Origin of the sequence: Dyella sp. SG562 (assembly GCF_011759495.1) — a bacterium.
In the GTDB taxonomy this organism is placed as follows: Bacteria; Pseudomonadota; Gammaproteobacteria; order Xanthomonadales; family Rhodanobacteraceae; genus Dyella_D; species Dyella_D marensis.
Genome location: NZ_JAAOYS010000003.1, coordinates 408233 through 421020 on the forward strand (window position 1 = coordinate 408233; position 12788 = coordinate 421020).

Annotated in this window: 34 protein-coding genes; 21 read left to right on the top strand and 13 right to left on the bottom strand. The window is 64.1% G+C overall.

The genetic code is table 11. The features are described from left to right. Positions 1–24: 24 nt before the first annotated feature. From FHW84_RS08885 to FHW84_RS08935, 11 genes are all read right to left on the bottom strand, one after another. Entirely contained in the window at positions 25–270 is a 246-nt protein-coding gene (locus FHW84_RS08885) for a hypothetical protein (protein ID WP_167254512.1), read from the bottom strand. Further along, positions 267–452, bottom strand: coding sequence for a hypothetical protein (locus FHW84_RS08890; RefSeq protein ID WP_167254514.1), 186 nt, complete (start codon positions 450–452; stop codon positions 267–269). The genes FHW84_RS08885 and FHW84_RS08890 overlap by 4 nt, the downstream gene beginning before the upstream one ends. Continuing rightward, positions 449–1225: a hypothetical protein gene (locus FHW84_RS23225; RefSeq protein WP_243868008.1), complete on the bottom strand. Its 777-nt coding sequence runs from the start codon at positions 1223–1225 to the stop codon at positions 449–451. Before FHW84_RS23225 ends, FHW84_RS08890 begins: the two co-directional genes overlap by 4 nt. Beyond that, the gene (locus FHW84_RS08900; RefSeq protein ID WP_167254516.1) at positions 1222–1431 is read right to left on the bottom strand and encodes a hypothetical protein; all 210 of its coding nucleotides are present in this window, start codon (positions 1429–1431) and stop codon (positions 1222–1224) included. Before FHW84_RS08900 ends, FHW84_RS23225 begins: the two co-directional genes overlap by 4 nt. Then, on the bottom strand, positions 1431–1685 hold the full coding sequence (locus tag FHW84_RS08905; protein WP_167254518.1) for a hypothetical protein: 255 nt from the start codon (positions 1683–1685) through the stop codon (positions 1431–1433). Before FHW84_RS08905 ends, FHW84_RS08900 begins: the two co-directional genes overlap by 1 nt. Then, entirely contained in the window at positions 1682–1972 is a 291-nt protein-coding gene (locus tag FHW84_RS08910) for a hypothetical protein (RefSeq protein WP_167254520.1), read from the bottom strand. Before FHW84_RS08910 ends, FHW84_RS08905 begins: the two co-directional genes overlap by 4 nt. Continuing rightward, positions 1969–2214 (bottom strand): hypothetical protein, encoded by a 246-nt coding sequence (locus FHW84_RS08915; protein ID WP_167254522.1) that lies wholly within the window; start codon positions 2212–2214, stop codon positions 1969–1971. Before FHW84_RS08915 ends, FHW84_RS08910 begins: the two co-directional genes overlap by 4 nt. Beyond that, positions 2214–2444, bottom strand: coding sequence for a hypothetical protein (locus FHW84_RS08920; protein WP_167254524.1), 231 nt, complete (start codon positions 2442–2444; stop codon positions 2214–2216). Before FHW84_RS08920 ends, FHW84_RS08915 begins: the two co-directional genes overlap by 1 nt. After that, a complete protein-coding gene (locus FHW84_RS08925; RefSeq protein ID WP_167254526.1) occupies positions 2441–2794 on the bottom strand; it encodes a hypothetical protein in 354 nt (117 codons plus the stop codon). The genes FHW84_RS08920 and FHW84_RS08925 overlap by 4 nt, the downstream gene beginning before the upstream one ends. Before the next feature lie 191 nt (positions 2795–2985). Further along, positions 2986–3579, bottom strand: a complete 594-nt coding sequence (locus FHW84_RS08930) for a hypothetical protein (RefSeq protein WP_167254528.1) — start codon at positions 3577–3579, stop codon at positions 2986–2988. A 46-nt stretch (positions 3580–3625) separates the two neighbouring features. Next, positions 3626–4360, bottom strand: a complete 735-nt coding sequence (locus tag FHW84_RS08935) for a helix-turn-helix transcriptional regulator (RefSeq protein WP_167254529.1) — start codon at positions 4358–4360, stop codon at positions 3626–3628. Between the two features lie 26 nt (positions 4361–4386). Between FHW84_RS08935 and FHW84_RS08940 the strand changes: the two genes are divergently transcribed. Further along, entirely contained in the window at positions 4387–4602 is a 216-nt protein-coding gene (locus FHW84_RS08940) for a Cro/CI family transcriptional regulator (RefSeq protein WP_167254531.1), read from the top strand. Between the two features lie 3 nt (positions 4603–4605). Continuing rightward, the gene (locus FHW84_RS08945; protein WP_167254533.1) at positions 4606–4791 is read left to right on the top strand and encodes a hypothetical protein; all 186 of its coding nucleotides are present in this window, start codon (positions 4606–4608) and stop codon (positions 4789–4791) included. A gap of 41 nt (positions 4792–4832) precedes the next feature. Here the strand turns inward: FHW84_RS08945 and FHW84_RS08950 are convergent, their stop codons facing one another. Both FHW84_RS08950 and FHW84_RS08955 read right to left on the bottom strand, forming a co-directional pair. Continuing rightward, entirely contained in the window at positions 4833–5129 is a 297-nt protein-coding gene (locus tag FHW84_RS08950) for a hypothetical protein (protein WP_167254535.1), read from the bottom strand. Positions 5130–5174: 45 nt separating this feature from the next. After that, on the bottom strand, positions 5175–5327 hold the full coding sequence (locus FHW84_RS08955; protein ID WP_167254537.1) for a hypothetical protein: 153 nt from the start codon (positions 5325–5327) through the stop codon (positions 5175–5177). A gap of 39 nt (positions 5328–5366) precedes the next feature. Here FHW84_RS08955 and FHW84_RS08960 point away from each other — a divergent pair, with 39 nt between their 5' ends. The 19 genes from FHW84_RS08960 to FHW84_RS09050 all read left to right on the top strand — a co-directional run bounded on the left by FHW84_RS08960 (position 5367) and on the right by FHW84_RS09050 (position 12786). Continuing rightward, complete coding sequence (locus FHW84_RS08960) at positions 5367–5804, top strand: hypothetical protein (RefSeq protein WP_167254539.1); 438 nt, start codon at positions 5367–5369, stop codon at positions 5802–5804. Beyond that, positions 5801–6019, top strand: coding sequence for a hypothetical protein (locus FHW84_RS08965; RefSeq protein WP_167254541.1), 219 nt, complete (start codon positions 5801–5803; stop codon positions 6017–6019). The genes FHW84_RS08960 and FHW84_RS08965 overlap by 4 nt, the downstream gene beginning before the upstream one ends. Next, positions 6016–6480 carry a hypothetical protein gene (locus tag FHW84_RS08970; protein ID WP_167254543.1) on the top strand — a complete coding sequence of 155 codons (465 nt, stop codon included), beginning with the start codon at positions 6016–6018 and terminating at the stop codon, positions 6478–6480. The genes FHW84_RS08965 and FHW84_RS08970 overlap by 4 nt, the downstream gene beginning before the upstream one ends. Then, positions 6477–7262 carry a hypothetical protein gene (locus tag FHW84_RS08975; RefSeq protein WP_167254545.1) on the top strand — a complete coding sequence of 262 codons (786 nt, stop codon included), beginning with the start codon at positions 6477–6479 and terminating at the stop codon, positions 7260–7262. Before FHW84_RS08970 ends, FHW84_RS08975 begins: the two co-directional genes overlap by 4 nt. After that, complete coding sequence (locus FHW84_RS08980) at positions 7259–8227, top strand: YdaU family protein (RefSeq protein ID WP_167254547.1); 969 nt, start codon at positions 7259–7261, stop codon at positions 8225–8227. Before FHW84_RS08975 ends, FHW84_RS08980 begins: the two co-directional genes overlap by 4 nt. Next, the gene (locus tag FHW84_RS08985) at positions 8157–8549 is read left to right on the top strand and encodes a hypothetical protein (RefSeq protein WP_167254549.1); all 393 of its coding nucleotides are present in this window, start codon (positions 8157–8159) and stop codon (positions 8547–8549) included. The genes FHW84_RS08980 and FHW84_RS08985 overlap by 71 nt, the downstream gene beginning before the upstream one ends. Next, positions 8533–8775 carry a helix-turn-helix domain-containing protein gene (locus FHW84_RS08990; RefSeq protein ID WP_167254551.1) on the top strand — a complete coding sequence of 81 codons (243 nt, stop codon included), beginning with the start codon at positions 8533–8535 and terminating at the stop codon, positions 8773–8775. Before FHW84_RS08985 ends, FHW84_RS08990 begins: the two co-directional genes overlap by 17 nt. Continuing rightward, complete coding sequence (locus FHW84_RS08995) at positions 8772–8990, top strand: hypothetical protein (RefSeq protein WP_167254553.1); 219 nt, start codon at positions 8772–8774, stop codon at positions 8988–8990. Before FHW84_RS08990 ends, FHW84_RS08995 begins: the two co-directional genes overlap by 4 nt. Beyond that, a complete protein-coding gene (locus tag FHW84_RS09000; RefSeq protein ID WP_167254555.1) occupies positions 8987–9187 on the top strand; it encodes a hypothetical protein in 201 nt (66 codons plus the stop codon). The genes FHW84_RS08995 and FHW84_RS09000 overlap by 4 nt, the downstream gene beginning before the upstream one ends. After that, the gene (locus FHW84_RS09005) at positions 9184–9588 is read left to right on the top strand and encodes a VRR-NUC domain-containing protein (protein ID WP_167254557.1); all 405 of its coding nucleotides are present in this window, start codon (positions 9184–9186) and stop codon (positions 9586–9588) included. Before FHW84_RS09000 ends, FHW84_RS09005 begins: the two co-directional genes overlap by 4 nt. Beyond that, on the top strand, positions 9585–9857 hold the full coding sequence (locus tag FHW84_RS09010; RefSeq protein ID WP_167254559.1) for a hypothetical protein: 273 nt from the start codon (positions 9585–9587) through the stop codon (positions 9855–9857). Before FHW84_RS09005 ends, FHW84_RS09010 begins: the two co-directional genes overlap by 4 nt. Beyond that, on the top strand, positions 9854–10153 hold the full coding sequence (locus FHW84_RS09015) for a hypothetical protein (RefSeq protein ID WP_167254561.1): 300 nt from the start codon (positions 9854–9856) through the stop codon (positions 10151–10153). Before FHW84_RS09010 ends, FHW84_RS09015 begins: the two co-directional genes overlap by 4 nt. Next, positions 10150–10287 (top strand): hypothetical protein, encoded by a 138-nt coding sequence (locus FHW84_RS09020; RefSeq protein WP_167254564.1) that lies wholly within the window; start codon positions 10150–10152, stop codon positions 10285–10287. The genes FHW84_RS09015 and FHW84_RS09020 overlap by 4 nt, the downstream gene beginning before the upstream one ends. 230 nt (positions 10288–10517) lie before the next feature. Further along, the gene (locus FHW84_RS09025; protein ID WP_167254565.1) at positions 10518–11045 is read left to right on the top strand and encodes a hypothetical protein; all 528 of its coding nucleotides are present in this window, start codon (positions 10518–10520) and stop codon (positions 11043–11045) included. 110 nt (positions 11046–11155) lie between these two features. Further along, positions 11156–11587, top strand: coding sequence for a lysozyme (locus FHW84_RS09030; protein ID WP_167254568.1), 432 nt, complete (start codon positions 11156–11158; stop codon positions 11585–11587). Beyond that, a complete protein-coding gene (locus tag FHW84_RS09035) occupies positions 11584–11877 on the top strand; it encodes a hypothetical protein (RefSeq protein WP_167254570.1) in 294 nt (97 codons plus the stop codon). Before FHW84_RS09030 ends, FHW84_RS09035 begins: the two co-directional genes overlap by 4 nt. Continuing rightward, entirely contained in the window at positions 11874–12146 is a 273-nt protein-coding gene (locus FHW84_RS09040) for a hypothetical protein (protein WP_167254572.1), read from the top strand. The genes FHW84_RS09035 and FHW84_RS09040 overlap by 4 nt, the downstream gene beginning before the upstream one ends. After that, positions 12143–12544, top strand: coding sequence for a hypothetical protein (locus FHW84_RS09045; RefSeq protein ID WP_167254574.1), 402 nt, complete (start codon positions 12143–12145; stop codon positions 12542–12544). Before FHW84_RS09040 ends, FHW84_RS09045 begins: the two co-directional genes overlap by 4 nt. Further along, positions 12520–12786, top strand: coding sequence for a hypothetical protein (locus FHW84_RS09050; RefSeq protein ID WP_167254576.1), 267 nt, complete (start codon positions 12520–12522; stop codon positions 12784–12786). Before FHW84_RS09045 ends, FHW84_RS09050 begins: the two co-directional genes overlap by 25 nt. Positions 12787–12788 lie beyond the last annotated feature (2 nt).

Genomic DNA, 12788 nt, shown 5'->3' on the forward strand with positions numbered 1-12788 from the left:
CGGTCTTGGAATGGGGTGATGGCGCTACTGTTTGGCCGGTTCTTCGGCCTGGTCCTTGGGAAGAAGATTTGGGCGGCCGGGCAGGGCGACCAGCACGGGGCGCCCTTCGACGATGCGCACGCGCGGCGGCGCGGCTCCCGTGTTCTCGCGGTCCTGCATTTCGGCGGCGTACCGCGGCGAGTAGCGAGCCATGCGTTCGGCAGCGCTCATCGGCATGCAACCGGACCAGTCCTTTGGCTTGGTATGGAAGATGGAGAGGAGCGGCTTCATGCGACCTCCCTCGCCTCGGCGCGGCAGTCCGCGCACTCGCTGTCGAAGGGAGCCGTCACGGTCAGCACCTGGCCGCCGAGCAGCGACATGGCGCCGCGCACCTCGGCCGCGTGCTTGTCGCAATAAGGCTGCTCGCCCTTCGGCGTGTGTAGAACCAGGGTGGCGGGGAAGGGCATGCTCACGGCGCGACCTCGACGAACTCGCGCTTCTCGTTGAGCCGGTAGGCCACGTTCGGCTTGATGCCGTTCTCGCCAACGTAGGCAATCTGGGTGCGGTAGCGTTCCGCTTTGGCATCCCACCAGTGGATCCGTAGCTCTCCGCTGTCGCCAGCCGTCGCCGTGCCGCTGTCGCCAGCCGTCGCCGTGCCGCTGTCGCCAGCCGTCGCCGTGCCGCTGTCGCCAGCCGTCGCCGTGCCGCGGTAGCCAGCCGTCGCCGTGCCGCGGTAGCCAGCCGTCGCCGTGCCGCTGTCGCCAGCCGTCGCCGTGCCGCTGTCGCCAGCCGTCGCCGTGCCGAGGGAGCCAACGGCGGCGACCTGGCCGTCACCGACATGCACCGCATGCCCGATCAGGTTCTCGGCCTTGGCGCGAGACTCATGCTCCAGCACGAAGGCCGCAGCGCCCTGGCGATCGCCGACGAAGCGCACTACGGCGCGCGGGAACTTCACCTTGCCGCCGAGCATGACGATGGTCGCGCTCTCGACCTCGAGCACCAGCCACTTCGCGCCGGCGCGCTCCCAATGATCGACGCAGGTGACATCGCCCTGGCCGTAAAGCCAGCCGTGCAGACCGTTGCCGCAGTTGTTGTTTTCCTTCCAATCCGGAGCCAAGACTTCGGCGCCGACCTCGGAGGGCCAGACAAATCCGCTATGGCTGGTGAAGTCCTCGCGGCAGACGCGCAGGACGAGAGACGTTTCCACCTTCGGCGCCGCCTTCTTGGCAGCAGTCTTCGAGGTCATGCGATGGTCTCCATGGAGAAAGCGGCGCCGGCCGCAGCGGGTTCCGCGCAGAGGGACGCATTCCCCGCGTTGGCCGGCATGGAAAGGTCAGCGCGGATGGCATTGCGTACGCCTTGGACGTAGGAGCGCATCGCGCGGAGGTGTTCGAGGCGCGCAATAGCGATACGCTGCTCGGGCGTGAAGTCGTACAGGTCGGAGAGGCACATCAGCGGTCACCCCGGCGCTGATCGCGGATCATCCGCACGATCACGTCGTCCATCTCACGCGGGTGGTTCTGCAGCACCTCGGCCGCAGCAGCCTTCACGATGTCCAGCGAAGGCGTGACAAAGGTCGGCTCAGCGTGGTGGCTCGGGCTGATGTCGACCTCGTATGGCTTCAGCACGTCGTCGAGAGTCGGTGGCTGCGGCTTCGGGGCGAACGGGGCCAGGGCTTCCTTGAAGATCGGGTGCACGTTGTTCATGGCGTGCTCCCGATGCGGGCGAGGGCCTCACGCAGACGATCCCCCGCTTTGGATGCGCGCCAGCCGGCCGCGCACATCGCGTCGTGCCCGCCGGAACGCGTCGCATCGACGCATGCCTGTGTGGCGGCGAATTGTTCGATATTCGCCGCGATCAGCTCGGCAGCGACTTCGTGCACATCGCGCATCGATTCACCGCAGTTGAGGATGCGTGCCAGCACATCGACCTTCTCGCCAGCCGCCTGCTTCGCCAGCGTCTCGTAGTGGGTGCGGGTCTTGTCGGCGTTCATGCCACCACCTCCGCGTTCAACTCGGCCTGCTTGGCGTCGGTGATGTCGGCGTGGCGGATCAGTTCGGCAGCGAAGGCACGCATTTCAGCGGTGGTGCCATGGAAGCCCGCAGAGAGACCGCAGGAGGCCGTCATGAAGCTCAGCGCCAGAGACGCCTTCTCGCCGGCCATTCCATGGATTCCCGTGGTGACATAGCCGATCTTCACGGCGAACGGGGAGTGGATTGCGGTGATGACTTCCATCACAGCACCCCCGCGGCGCTCAGACCGGCCAGGAAGCCGATGTAGAGCGACAGCACGCAGAGGAAAGGGGCGGCATCGGCCCAGCTGGCCGGCTGCTGCTCCAGCTCAGGCTCCGGTACCGCCGGCGTATAACCGACGCCCTCGCCATGCCAGGGCTGCGTGCGCTCCTCGCGCTGGACAGCGCAGTACGCCTGCTGGGCGTGGCGCTGGTTGTAGGTCTGGGCGCTCATGCCGCACCCCCGAGGCGAGCCAGGAGTGCACGGGCAACCATCAGCGCCGGATCGTTCTGCTCCAGCACCTCGACCGGATGGCAGCTGCCGCCCAGATCGATGATCCGCTGCGCGGAATCTTCCAGCTGCGCCACGTAGGCGTGGTACAGCGCATGGAAGCCGGAACGCAGCGCGAGATATTCGTCGCCCAGCTTGACCAGCTCGCCGGCCGTGTTCGGGAAGTCGGCGTCGAACAGGGCGCGGACCGCGTCGTCGATCGCCGGAAGGCGGCTGGTGTTGTCCTGGTGGGCTTGGTCCTGGAGGACGCTGGCAGCGGGCTGCTGCTGGGTCTTGCTGGCGTCGGTCTGCATGGGTTCCCTCTCCGCAGGTGGGTGGCGGGTCGGGACTTAAGGTAAGTCAGGCTTACCTTGAATGCAAGCATTACTTACGCTGCGGGTAAGTTGAGCTTACGCTCATTTATGGTTCGTTTAGGAAAATTTGGACGTCGGCCACAAAAAAGCCCGCCGGAGCGGGCTTTGAACTTTCGGTTTGCGGGCGCTAGTCAGAGCATTACGCACTTCCGCAGCATGGGGGAGGACATGACCCGCATGGCCTTCTCGCAATGAACCGTGACGTTCTGGCCGATCTGGAGAGCGGACGCTCGTGGTTTCTCGCTATCCTTCAGCTCGGCCTGTGCGTCCGAAAAGGGCGCGCCGGTGTCGAACACAAGAACCGCTGAGTCGGTGAAGTCCTTGCGGATCTCCTTAACTTTTCCGGTCATGCTGATGGTGTGGCCTGCGATCTGGTTATCCGCCGCCACCTCGTTTTGCTCATACATGCGATAGAGCTGCGATGGCGTGGTTTCGAACAGTGGTAGATCAGCGGCATGGCCGACAGGATTGGCAGAAGTGTCGGCTTGCTGTTTCGGACTTCCATCATCGTTTCGGCTGGCCAGGAAGACGATCGCGCCGATGCCGAAAAGCAGTCCCAAAAATACTTGTCCGACCGAAAGGCTCTTCTTTTCAGGCCTTTTGTCGACTTTCTTTGCTGCTGCCGGCGGCGGTTGAACGGGCTTGATCGGCCTAGCGCAAGTAGGGCAGGCCGCTGCCTCCGAACTCACCTTGGATCCGCAATCTTGGCATTGAATAAGAGCCATCGCATTTCCCCCCGTCCTTGTTGAAGCTGTGTTTTCGAAATTCTAGTCAATCGGTCCATGACACCGACATGATCCGCTCGACCTTCAAAACTTCGTCATCCGCCAGGTCCAGGTAAGCGGATCGATCATTCACCGCGGCGAAGTGCCAGACCCCATAGTCGTGGCCACGGTAGGTGCGGAAGGTCTGGCGACCATCCTGCAGCGTCACCAGCACCCACCGGCCGAGCTTCAGTTCCTGGCTGGGCGACACCAGTAGGCACTGACCAGGCGCGGCCACGTCCTGGAAGTGCTGCGTCAGCATGCGGATGGCGTAGGCCTTAGGATCATCGGTATTGACCTCCCATAGGTCCGCCTCGTCCGAGCCAGGTTTCCAGAAGCCATGCTCATCCATCGCCACCATCCCCTCTACGCGAACCTTCTGTCGTTGGTTCGTGAAAGGTTGGTATAGCGTCGCTTCATGGTTTGAGATTGGCTCTATATCAAGGTTTTCAGCATCGGTCATCAGCCAGATGAGCGGCACGCCGGTCTCTTTCGAGACAACGCGTAGCTGATCCAGGCTAGGAGTCGTCCTGGTCTCAGGATTTGCGGATTCCCACAACGAAACTGCATTACGCGTGATGGGGCGGCCCAATTCAGCCGTGATCGCCGCTGCGATGTCCGCCTGGGTCTTGGTTTTCCCCCCATGGCGCCGCGCTGCTGCAAGTCGTTGCCACAGTTCTGTCGTCATGCCCGAATTGTAAGAAGTCCTTACGCGGCGCGAGTAAGTGATACTTGCGCTCATGGGTAAGCCATGCTTACTATTCGCACATGGACATCAAAGCCATCATTGAGATAGCCGGCGGTCCTACCGCCGTAGCGGCCCTGTTTGGCATCAGCAGCCAGGCAGTTTCCCAGTGGAAGCAGGTGCCCGTTGAGCGCTGCCTTGCGCTCGAGGAGGCCACTGGCGGCAAGGTCACCCGATACGACATGTGCCCGCGCATCTTCGGCAAGGCCCCGGCCAAGCCGCGGAAGAGGGTGGCTTGAGCCATGAGCTACCTCGTCAAGGAATTCCTCAAAGGAATGCTGGTTTACGCATTCCTCCTTTCCTGTGTCGGCATCGTGGCAGCGTTCTTCTGGCTGCTGCCAATCTGGGCGATCCCGCTCGCGTGCATCGTGTTCGGCGGCGTCCTCAATGCTGGCATGGCCTATGTCCAGCGGAAGAGGGAGGCTTGAGATGGACAGCCAAGCATTGATCGATGCAGTCGGACGCGGCATCAGTCCGATGGATCTGGCGATCTGCCTCGCGCCTCGAACTGACCAGTCAGCACCTCCAGTACCTGCTGAATCCCAGCCTGATACATCAACACGTCTGGGATGGCTGGTGAAGCTTTCCAGTGCTCTTCGGCGATCACCGCAAGCAGCTGTTGCCACGCTCTCGCGACTTCTTCCCTGGCGGGATGCGTCGCGATGAACAACCGTAGGCCGTATTCCAGTGCTTTCGTTCGGCCTGCTGCTAAGCAGGCCATTGCATCGGCTCGATTGAGCCGCGCAATAAGTTCCGCCTCTTCCATGGATTCCTCCCGCGTGGTGGTTGGACTGGTCGCACAGCCAGCCTATCACCGGGGGGAGTCCTCCTTTTCGGGCGCCGCCGGCAACGGCAGCGGCACCACGTCCGCCTCCCATAGCGGGTCGTTCGCCGGCACCGACTCCCACACCAGTGGCTCCGGCAGCTTCGGCTTGTCGGGCATCGGTTCGTCTTTTTCGCTCACGTTTCATACCCCCTTTTTTGCCCCGACAAGGACCGTCCAATGAAGTCAAACGTCAAGACGACGCTTGCCGACCCCCAGTTGCCCCTGCGTCTCGTGCGCACGGCACAGGCCGTCGATCCGGCCCTGGTAGTCGCGCAGCCCAGCATGCTCGCCGCGATCAAGCTCTGCATCTCCCTCGGCGGCTTTGAGGCCGACAAGCAGGTCTACGGCGCTCTGGATATCGACGCCGGCCACTGGACGCGCATCCACCGCGGCGAAGCCCATTTCCCGGTCGACAAGCTGCCGGCGCTGATGGACCTGTGTGGCAACGAAGCGCCACTGATCTGGCTTACGCATTCCCGCGGCTACGAAGCCGCCAGCCTGCGGAAGCGGGAAACCGAAACCGAACGTGCACTGCGCCACGCCCAGGAAGCGCTGGACGCCGAGCGCATGAAGGTGCGCGTCCTCACTGATGCCCTACATGGGAGAGCTGCATGAGCGACAACAGCAAGAGTTCGTCCGGCGGCATTGGCTTCTGCGGCCTGCTGACCATCGTCTTCATCGTCTTGAAGCTGCTGGGCAAGATCACCTGGTCCTGGTGGTGGGTGCTGGCACCAAGCTGGATTCCGCTAGCGATCGTGCTGGCTGTGCTGCTGGTGGTGCTGATCGTTACTGGCATCGTCGCCGTCTGCGCGGTGTACGCAGACAAGTGACCACCATCCACGACCACTCGCTACCGCCGCTCGAGCCCGACCTGGTCGGCTGGGAGCCAGTGGTCGGCGCCATCCGCAAGCAGATCGCGCAGAGGCGCGAGGAGCTGAATATGCAGCAGTCCGTCCTGGACTTCACCGCCGCGCGCGCTGACCGCGATGCCGGCATGAGCCGCGCCCACGACGCCGCGGCACGGCGCGACGAAGACTGGCCCGATGCGGCCTACGGCTTCCTGGTCCGCTATGCGAGAACGCACGAACAGTTCATCAGCGAGGAGCTGACGGCGATGGCGGACCGCATGGGCTACAGCTCACCGGCCGATCCGCGGGCATGGGGCGCCATCTTCCAGCGCGCCGCCCGCAACAACATCATCCAGCGCATCGGCTACGGCGTCAGCCAGCGCAGGCACCTGTCGCCCACGCCGCTGTGGCGGTCGCTGGTGTTCGGGGGGAGTGCGGCGTGAAAGCAGCCGAGATCAAAGCCCACTTCCCGGATGAGGCATCGCTCTGCGACATGTTCATCCGGGACATGCGTGCCATGGGTGGGTGGACGATCTATCCGGAGACCGCTGACTTCGACATCCTGCTGGTGCGTGACGCCACCGGTCATCAGCTCGGCGTAGAAGCCAAGCTGCAGCTCAACGCCAAGGTGGCCAGTCAGATTATCCCAGGCGGCTATATGGGCTGTGAGATCTATCGTCCCGGCCCAGATTTCCGCGCCGTCATCGTCCCCTGCATAACCGAGTCCAATGCTGGCATCGCTGAGATGCTGCGCATCCTCGGCGTGCAGGTCTTCGCCCCGGAGAACTATGGGCATCTGAAGTTCCGTCTGGGCCGATATGGTGAAACGGATGCGCGTCCATTCGATAGCACCTCCGGCTCGCTGATGGAGTGGGACTTGGCGTGGCACGACTGGAATCCACCGCGCCGCTGTGAGTTGCCCAGCATCGTTCCCGACGTCCGCGCTGGCGTTCCGGCGCCCATTCGACTGACGCCATGGAAGATCGGCGCGCTGCGTGTCCTGGCTGATCTTGAGCTTGACGGCTTCGTGACGGCAAAGAGCGTTCGCGAGCACAACGTGGATGCGCGCCGCTTCTGTGCCTCCGATGGCTGGCTCGTCCAGCTCGGTGACGGACGCTGGGGCCGCGGCACCGTTCCTGCCTTCGACCAGCAGCACCCGGAGGCCTATGCACAGGTTCTGGCGGAAGCGAAGGCAAGAAGGGCGGTTGCCAGGTCGGCCGCATGAACTACTTCGAGCTCTACCCTGGCGACTACCTCCGCGATACGACGCGCCTCAGCCTCGTCGAGCATGGCGCCTATTTGCGCCTGATGCTCACCTACTACGCCGAGGAGTCGCCGCTGCCCGCCGAGCCGGCAGAGCTCTATGTCATCGCCGGTGCCATCAGCGCGGCAGATAAGGCGGCTGTACGAAAGGTCGCTGATCGCTTCTTTCCGATTGGCCCCGACGGCAAGCGCCACAACGCGCGCGCCGATGCGGAGATAGCCAAGTTCGGGGAGCGGGCAATCGGTGCCGACGAGAAGCGCAGCAACGAGGCAGAGCGCCAGCGCCGTACCCGCGAGCGCCGGATGCAGATGTTCGCGGAGCTGCGGGAGGTGGGAATCGTGCCTGACGCGATGGTCACGATGGCCGAGCTTCGCGACCTCCACACCGCACATGTCACGCGTGACCATTACGTGATGTCACGCGTGACTGACCGTGACATGTCACGCCATGTCACGGGTGTGAACACGGCTACCACTAGCCACAAGCCACAAGCCAATAACTACGTAGGTAGTACTGAGGCAAGCACACAGGGGACTACAGGCTCGCCGACCGAGGAGGGGCGAGCGTGCCTGCTGATGCGAAAGGCGGGGTGCGTCCAGACCAACCCCAGCCACCCCGACCTGCGCGCCGCCATCCGGGAAGGCGTCACGCCCGAGGAGCTGGCCGATACCGCGGCGGAAGCGATCACCGCCGGCAAGACGAAGCCCTTCGCCTGGGCCATCACCACCGCACGCAGCCGCCACGCCGAGGGCGCGATGCCGATCAGCACCGGGCCGCCGCGCCAGGTCAACGGCCACACCGCGCCCCCCATGAGCAAAACCCTGCAAGCCCTTCACGAACTCGAGGCAGCGAAACATGGCAGCACAGGACTGGATCACCCGGGAGATCAGCTCCGGATTGCAGAAGCTGATCCTGCTGAGCCTTGATCGGGCACCGGCGCTCGACGTGCTGACGCGCGGCACGCTCCCAGCCTGGGTCGAAGCGATCACGGAGGGCAGGGTGTTCGAGGAGCAGCGGGACGCGCCGAGGTTCAAGGCCGCGTTCCGTGCGCTGCAGGGCCGCTGCAAGAGCTGGCCGGCGCCGCGCGACCTGCTCGATGCCATGCCGCCGCTACCAGGCGAGCCGCGCCACCGGCGCCTCACCAGCGACGAATCCCGGGCCTGCGGCATACGCGCCATCGCCGAGATCAACGCGATGCTGGGCATCAACCACGACGACGAGGAGCAGGGCCATGACGCCGCTCCGTGATCGCATCCCTGCTGCGCTCGCCCTGCAGCCCATGACGGTCGACCAGCTCGCGCTGTGTCTGGCCAGCACCCGCAATTCCGTCAGCCGTGTCATTCATGCGCTCCGCGACGGCGGGGTGATTCGCCGCACCGGAAGTGTTTCGACGAAGGGCAAGGCGTGGCCGCAGTACAGCCTGCAGATGATGCGCGACATAGCGGCGGGCAAAACTACGAGGAGGATTCGATGAGCGAGCAGGGCGACTACTGCCTGATCTGTAGCGTATGGGTCGAGCAATACGTGCCGATCTATTGCTGCGGCGGCGGATTCGATTGCGGGTGCATGGGCCAGCCGACCAATCCGTGTGTGTGTTCAGAGGAATGCGGGGAGGCCCTGTTCGATATCAATGGCAGCTACGAGGATCGCCGCATTCGATATGGCATTCCGGATAGGAGCGAACGATGAGCGATATCAACGACATCTTGCACAGGAATCCGACCATCGTTCTCACGCCAGAAATCGCGGCGTTTGCGCGCGACTGCTACGAGGCCGGGTATTCGCAGGGCATGTGGGACTTCGATCGGTATGCCGAAGGCAATACCACGGACGTCAAGGATTCGGGCGCCTACTTCATGGGCACCGAACCGGAGGTTGACGCATGACGGCCCAGATCGCGCGCGCGCGCAAGCCGAAGGCGGTGGTGCCGACGGAGCATTCGGAGCAGGTTTGCCTGATGCAGTGGGCTCGGCTGGCGACATGCGAGTACCCCGACTTGCGGCTGCTGTACGCCATCCCGAATGCAGCGAAGCGATCGCCTCGGCTGGCAGCGCACATGAAGGCGGAGGGCCTGCGCTGCGGCGTTCCTGATCTTTGCCTTCCGGTCGCGCGCGGCGGCTACCACGGCCTCTATATCGAGCTGAAGCGGCGCAAGGGCGGCAGCGTGTCGGCCGAGCAGAAGGTCTGGATCGACCTGCTCAACAAGCAGAAGTACAAGGCCGTCGTCTGCCATGGATGGGAGATGGCTCGTGTGGTGCTGCGGGCTTATCTGGGAGCGACGGCATGAGCGGACTTCGATTCAAAGAGGGTGACCTTGCGATCATCGCTGTGGTCAGCGAGATGCATGAGTTGCGCGGACGACTTTGCGAAGTCATCGCGGTTGGCCCATGGAAGCACGACGAGATCGCTTTTGGCCGACCAGTTAACGGTGGGGCTGATTATGTTGTCGCCGTCGTCGGCGGGTTCGAGGGCTGTATCCACGATTGGCAGTTACGCAAGCTCGACCCGCCCGCCGAGCCGGAGTCGATCACGCGGCGCGAGGAGGTGGAGGCGTGATCCAGCGCAAGCCGACGAAGTGGCGCATTGACTGGCGCGGCGCAGGATCGCCAGCTCCTGGCCAGCTGGTGCGGCACGTCACCCCGACTGGCAAGTGCAGCTTTGCACGCGTTCTGACCGTACGGGTGATCAGGAACATTCGGCCGCTGCCTGATGATGTCCAGTGCCGCTACCTCGTCACGGTGGATCGTTCGATCCCGGTTGCCGCCGGAGCAAGCGCCGACTGGACATGCCATGCGTATCCGCGCAGGCCATCCATTGATCCGGAAACGTCGCGCTGGAGTCCACTGCGATGATCACCTGCGAAACCTGCCGCCACTACCGCCGCGATCCGGTTAATCCGCCGGCCGGGCTGGGCAGCTGCGCGAAGCAGCACCTGCCGCGGTATCCGGCGCAGAAGCACCACTGCAGGGACCATGAGAAGCCGTAGGAGGCGCGCCGGAGTGAGTGAGGCGCTGACCCGACCGGAACGATCAGCGGAACGCGAACTCGCGAAGCGCATCCGCAGCGACATGGTCAACATCTGCGACCACTGCATCCATCGGCAGACTCATTGGGGTGTCAGCCACTGCCCACGGGAAGGACGCCAGTTCCCGGCCTGCGTAGAAACACCTGGCATTACATTCGAATTCGACGCGACGACCATCAAGGGGTGAATCCATGAACATCGATACCTTCAACCATGCGGATCGGTCTGGCTTCCTTGAGCGGCTAGGTCGACTGGCGGGATGCACGACATGGCGCGAGCCGGGTGGCGGCAATGGCACGTCTTACGTGACGCGCAAGATCCCGATGGAGCACGCCATGGCGCTCGCCCTGGCCATGTCACGCGCTAATCCCCGCGATGTCGGCCCCGATGTCGCATACAGCGTCGGAACCGGGATTCCGCACCACCGTACCGAAGTCATGGAATGGTTGGCCGATAAGCTGCTGCGCGGAACAGGATCGGTCGGTAGAAAGGCGCAACCCAGACTTGGCCTGATCGCCGGCCAGTCCTATGACCTCGTCATCGGTCTGCGGCGCCACATCAGCCCGCCTCGGCAACACGCCAAGGAGTTCGAGCTTCTGGTGAACATCGGTGCCGGCTGGCTATGGATCACCATGGAGATGGCTGTAGAGCGGGCCGAGCGGGCCATGAGTGGCCGGGTATCGGAACCCAGGAAGAGGCAGGCGCTTCCAGCCTCTTGACTGTCAAGAGGGTAATCCGATAGTTTTCGCTACATCGCGAAGAAGCCACAACGCGAACCGCATACCCAAACCCGCCCATCCAGGCGGGTTTTTTCTTGCCCGGAATTCGCATGCTTCCCAGCCAGCAGGCCGTCAATCTGGTCAAGTCCTTCGAGGGCTGCAGCCTGACCGCGTACACTGATTCGGTCGGCGTGCTGACCATTGGCTACGGCCATACCGGTGGCGTGCGCCCCGGGCAGACCATCAGCCAGGACCAGGCTGACGCCTTCCTGGTGAATGACCTCGCCACGGCATCCGCTGCAGTGGCTCAACGCGTCGAGGTTCCGCTCAATCAGAACCAGTTTGATGCGCTTACCAGCTTCGTTTTCAACGTCGGCGGCGGCGCCTTCCACGATTCGACCATGTTGCGGCTGATCAACCAGCGCAACTTCGAAGGCGCCGCCGCAGAGTTCGAGCGGTGGCGCTACGCCGGCGGCCGCGTGCTGCCGGGGCTGCTGCGCCGGCGCATCGCCGAGCGAACCCTTTTCCTGAGGCAGGCATGACGACCGAGCAACGGCCGGACGGCAAGAATTGGCAGAGCGTCCGGACGATCCTTGAGGGCCTGATCCTCGCTGCGCTGCTCTGGTCGTTGAACAACCAGTCTGACCAGATGAAGGCCACGGTCCGCCTGCAGACCCAGGTTGAGGCGCTGCAGCAGAGCAACGCCACCATGAGCAACGCCCTCACCAATGCGCTGCCGCAGGTGAACAGCGACATCTCGACACTGAAGGTCAGGATGGACGACAACACGCGGCGCATCAGTGATCTCGAACAGGTCAGGAGGCTGAAGTGAAGCTGATCCCGCAAGCCAGCCAGTGGCATCGCCTCTGGTCGATCCGCTTCGCCATCGCCTCTTCGATCACGGGTGCCGTGACGACCGCCTATGCGGCGCTGCCGGCGGATTGGCTACCGGCCATTCCCAACGGCGTGAAGCTGGCGCTGGCCGGTGCCACGGTGCTGACGTCGGTGTCGGCCGCTGTCGCGCGCGTGGTGCAGCAGCAGAGCCTGCAGGCGCCCGCGCAGACCGTGACCACGCCGCCCAACCAGGATTCCAAGCCGTGATCAGCCTGCGCCTATACGCCTACGGCGCCGTGCTGGTAGTGCTGGCCGGTCTGCTTCTGGGCGGCGGCTGGTGGGCCTACGGCAAGGGCGAATCGCACCAGCAGGCCAAAGACCAGGCGCTGATCACCCAGGCCATGGAGAACCGCGCCGCGGCCATCGCCCAGGTGGACGAATCTGCCGCCGCGCTCAAGCAGGTCAACGCCACCGCGCACATCGAGGCGATGAATGCGGCCATCCAGCAGGGGCGGGTCGAAGCCGCTGTGGAGCTGATCCAGAAGCAGGCCGCGCAGGCCAAGCAGGACGCCGCGAACTGGCAGGCCCGATATCAGGCCGCACTCGCGACGCCAGCGTGCCATGCGGCCCAGGAGGAGCTATGCCCCGCGCTCAGCAACTACTGATCCTCGCGGTGCTGCTGGTGCTGCCGGCATGCGCCACGAAGCCGACCGTGGTCACGCCCAAGGTGGTGACCCAGACCGTCACGAAGTACGTGGCCGTGCCCGCCGAACTCACCGCTGCCTGCCCGATCGAGCAGCCGAAGCTGCGCACCGTGGCCGAAGCCGTCCGTGTCGCCGCAGCGCGCAGGGAGTCGCTGGAGCAGTGCAACCGGCAGCTGGACCAGATCCGGAGCCTGGGGCAGTAGGC

Excerpts from the sequence above, each read along its gene's own strand:
- FHW84_RS08885 (WP_167254512.1), bottom strand. The coding sequence starts at position 270 with ATGAAGCCGCTCCTCTCCATCTTCCATACCAAGCCAAAGGACTGGTCC.
- FHW84_RS23225 (WP_243868008.1), bottom strand. The coding sequence starts at position 1,225 with ATGACCTCGAAGACTGCTGCCAAGAAGGCGGCGCCGAAGGTGGAAACG.
- FHW84_RS08900 (WP_167254516.1), bottom strand. The coding sequence starts at position 1,431 with ATGTGCCTCTCCGACCTGTACGACTTCACGCCCGAGCAGCGTATCGCT.
- FHW84_RS08905 (WP_167254518.1), bottom strand. The coding sequence starts at position 1,685 with ATGAACAACGTGCACCCGATCTTCAAGGAAGCCCTGGCCCCGTTCGCC.
- FHW84_RS08910 (WP_167254520.1), bottom strand. The coding sequence starts at position 1,972 with ATGAACGCCGACAAGACCCGCACCCACTACGAGACGCTGGCGAAGCAG.
- FHW84_RS08915 (WP_167254522.1), bottom strand. The coding sequence starts at position 2,214 with ATGGAAGTCATCACCGCAATCCACTCCCCGTTCGCCGTGAAGATCGGC.
- FHW84_RS08920 (WP_167254524.1), bottom strand. The coding sequence starts at position 2,444 with ATGAGCGCCCAGACCTACAACCAGCGCCACGCCCAGCAGGCGTACTGC.
- FHW84_RS08925 (WP_167254526.1), bottom strand. The coding sequence starts at position 2,794 with ATGCAGACCGACGCCAGCAAGACCCAGCAGCAGCCCGCTGCCAGCGTC.
- FHW84_RS08930 (WP_167254528.1), bottom strand. The coding sequence starts at position 3,579 with ATGGCTCTTATTCAATGCCAAGATTGCGGATCCAAGGTGAGTTCGGAG.
- FHW84_RS08935 (WP_167254529.1), bottom strand. The coding sequence starts at position 4,360 with ATGAGCGCAAGTATCACTTACTCGCGCCGCGTAAGGACTTCTTACAAT.
- FHW84_RS08940 (WP_167254531.1), top strand. The coding sequence starts at position 4,387 with ATGGACATCAAAGCCATCATTGAGATAGCCGGCGGTCCTACCGCCGTA.
- FHW84_RS08945 (WP_167254533.1), top strand. The coding sequence starts at position 4,606 with ATGAGCTACCTCGTCAAGGAATTCCTCAAAGGAATGCTGGTTTACGCA.
- FHW84_RS08950 (WP_167254535.1), bottom strand. The coding sequence starts at position 5,129 with ATGGAAGAGGCGGAACTTATTGCGCGGCTCAATCGAGCCGATGCAATG.
- FHW84_RS08960 (WP_167254539.1), top strand. The coding sequence starts at position 5,367 with ATGAAGTCAAACGTCAAGACGACGCTTGCCGACCCCCAGTTGCCCCTG.
- FHW84_RS08965 (WP_167254541.1), top strand. The coding sequence starts at position 5,801 with ATGAGCGACAACAGCAAGAGTTCGTCCGGCGGCATTGGCTTCTGCGGC.
- FHW84_RS08980 (WP_167254547.1), top strand. The coding sequence starts at position 7,259 with ATGAACTACTTCGAGCTCTACCCTGGCGACTACCTCCGCGATACGACG.
- FHW84_RS08985 (WP_167254549.1), top strand. The coding sequence starts at position 8,157 with ATGGCAGCACAGGACTGGATCACCCGGGAGATCAGCTCCGGATTGCAG.
- FHW84_RS08990 (WP_167254551.1), top strand. The coding sequence starts at position 8,533 with ATGACGCCGCTCCGTGATCGCATCCCTGCTGCGCTCGCCCTGCAGCCC.
- FHW84_RS08995 (WP_167254553.1), top strand. The coding sequence starts at position 8,772 with ATGAGCGAGCAGGGCGACTACTGCCTGATCTGTAGCGTATGGGTCGAG.
- FHW84_RS09000 (WP_167254555.1), top strand. The coding sequence starts at position 8,987 with ATGAGCGATATCAACGACATCTTGCACAGGAATCCGACCATCGTTCTC.
- FHW84_RS09005 (WP_167254557.1), top strand. The coding sequence starts at position 9,184 with ATGACGGCCCAGATCGCGCGCGCGCGCAAGCCGAAGGCGGTGGTGCCG.
- FHW84_RS09010 (WP_167254559.1), top strand. The coding sequence starts at position 9,585 with ATGAGCGGACTTCGATTCAAAGAGGGTGACCTTGCGATCATCGCTGTG.
- FHW84_RS09020 (WP_167254564.1), top strand. The coding sequence starts at position 10,150 with ATGATCACCTGCGAAACCTGCCGCCACTACCGCCGCGATCCGGTTAAT.
- FHW84_RS09025 (WP_167254565.1), top strand. The coding sequence starts at position 10,518 with ATGAACATCGATACCTTCAACCATGCGGATCGGTCTGGCTTCCTTGAG.
- FHW84_RS09030 (WP_167254568.1), top strand. The coding sequence starts at position 11,156 with ATGCTTCCCAGCCAGCAGGCCGTCAATCTGGTCAAGTCCTTCGAGGGC.
- FHW84_RS09035 (WP_167254570.1), top strand. The coding sequence starts at position 11,584 with ATGACGACCGAGCAACGGCCGGACGGCAAGAATTGGCAGAGCGTCCGG.
- FHW84_RS09050 (WP_167254576.1), top strand. The coding sequence starts at position 12,520 with ATGCCCCGCGCTCAGCAACTACTGATCCTCGCGGTGCTGCTGGTGCTG.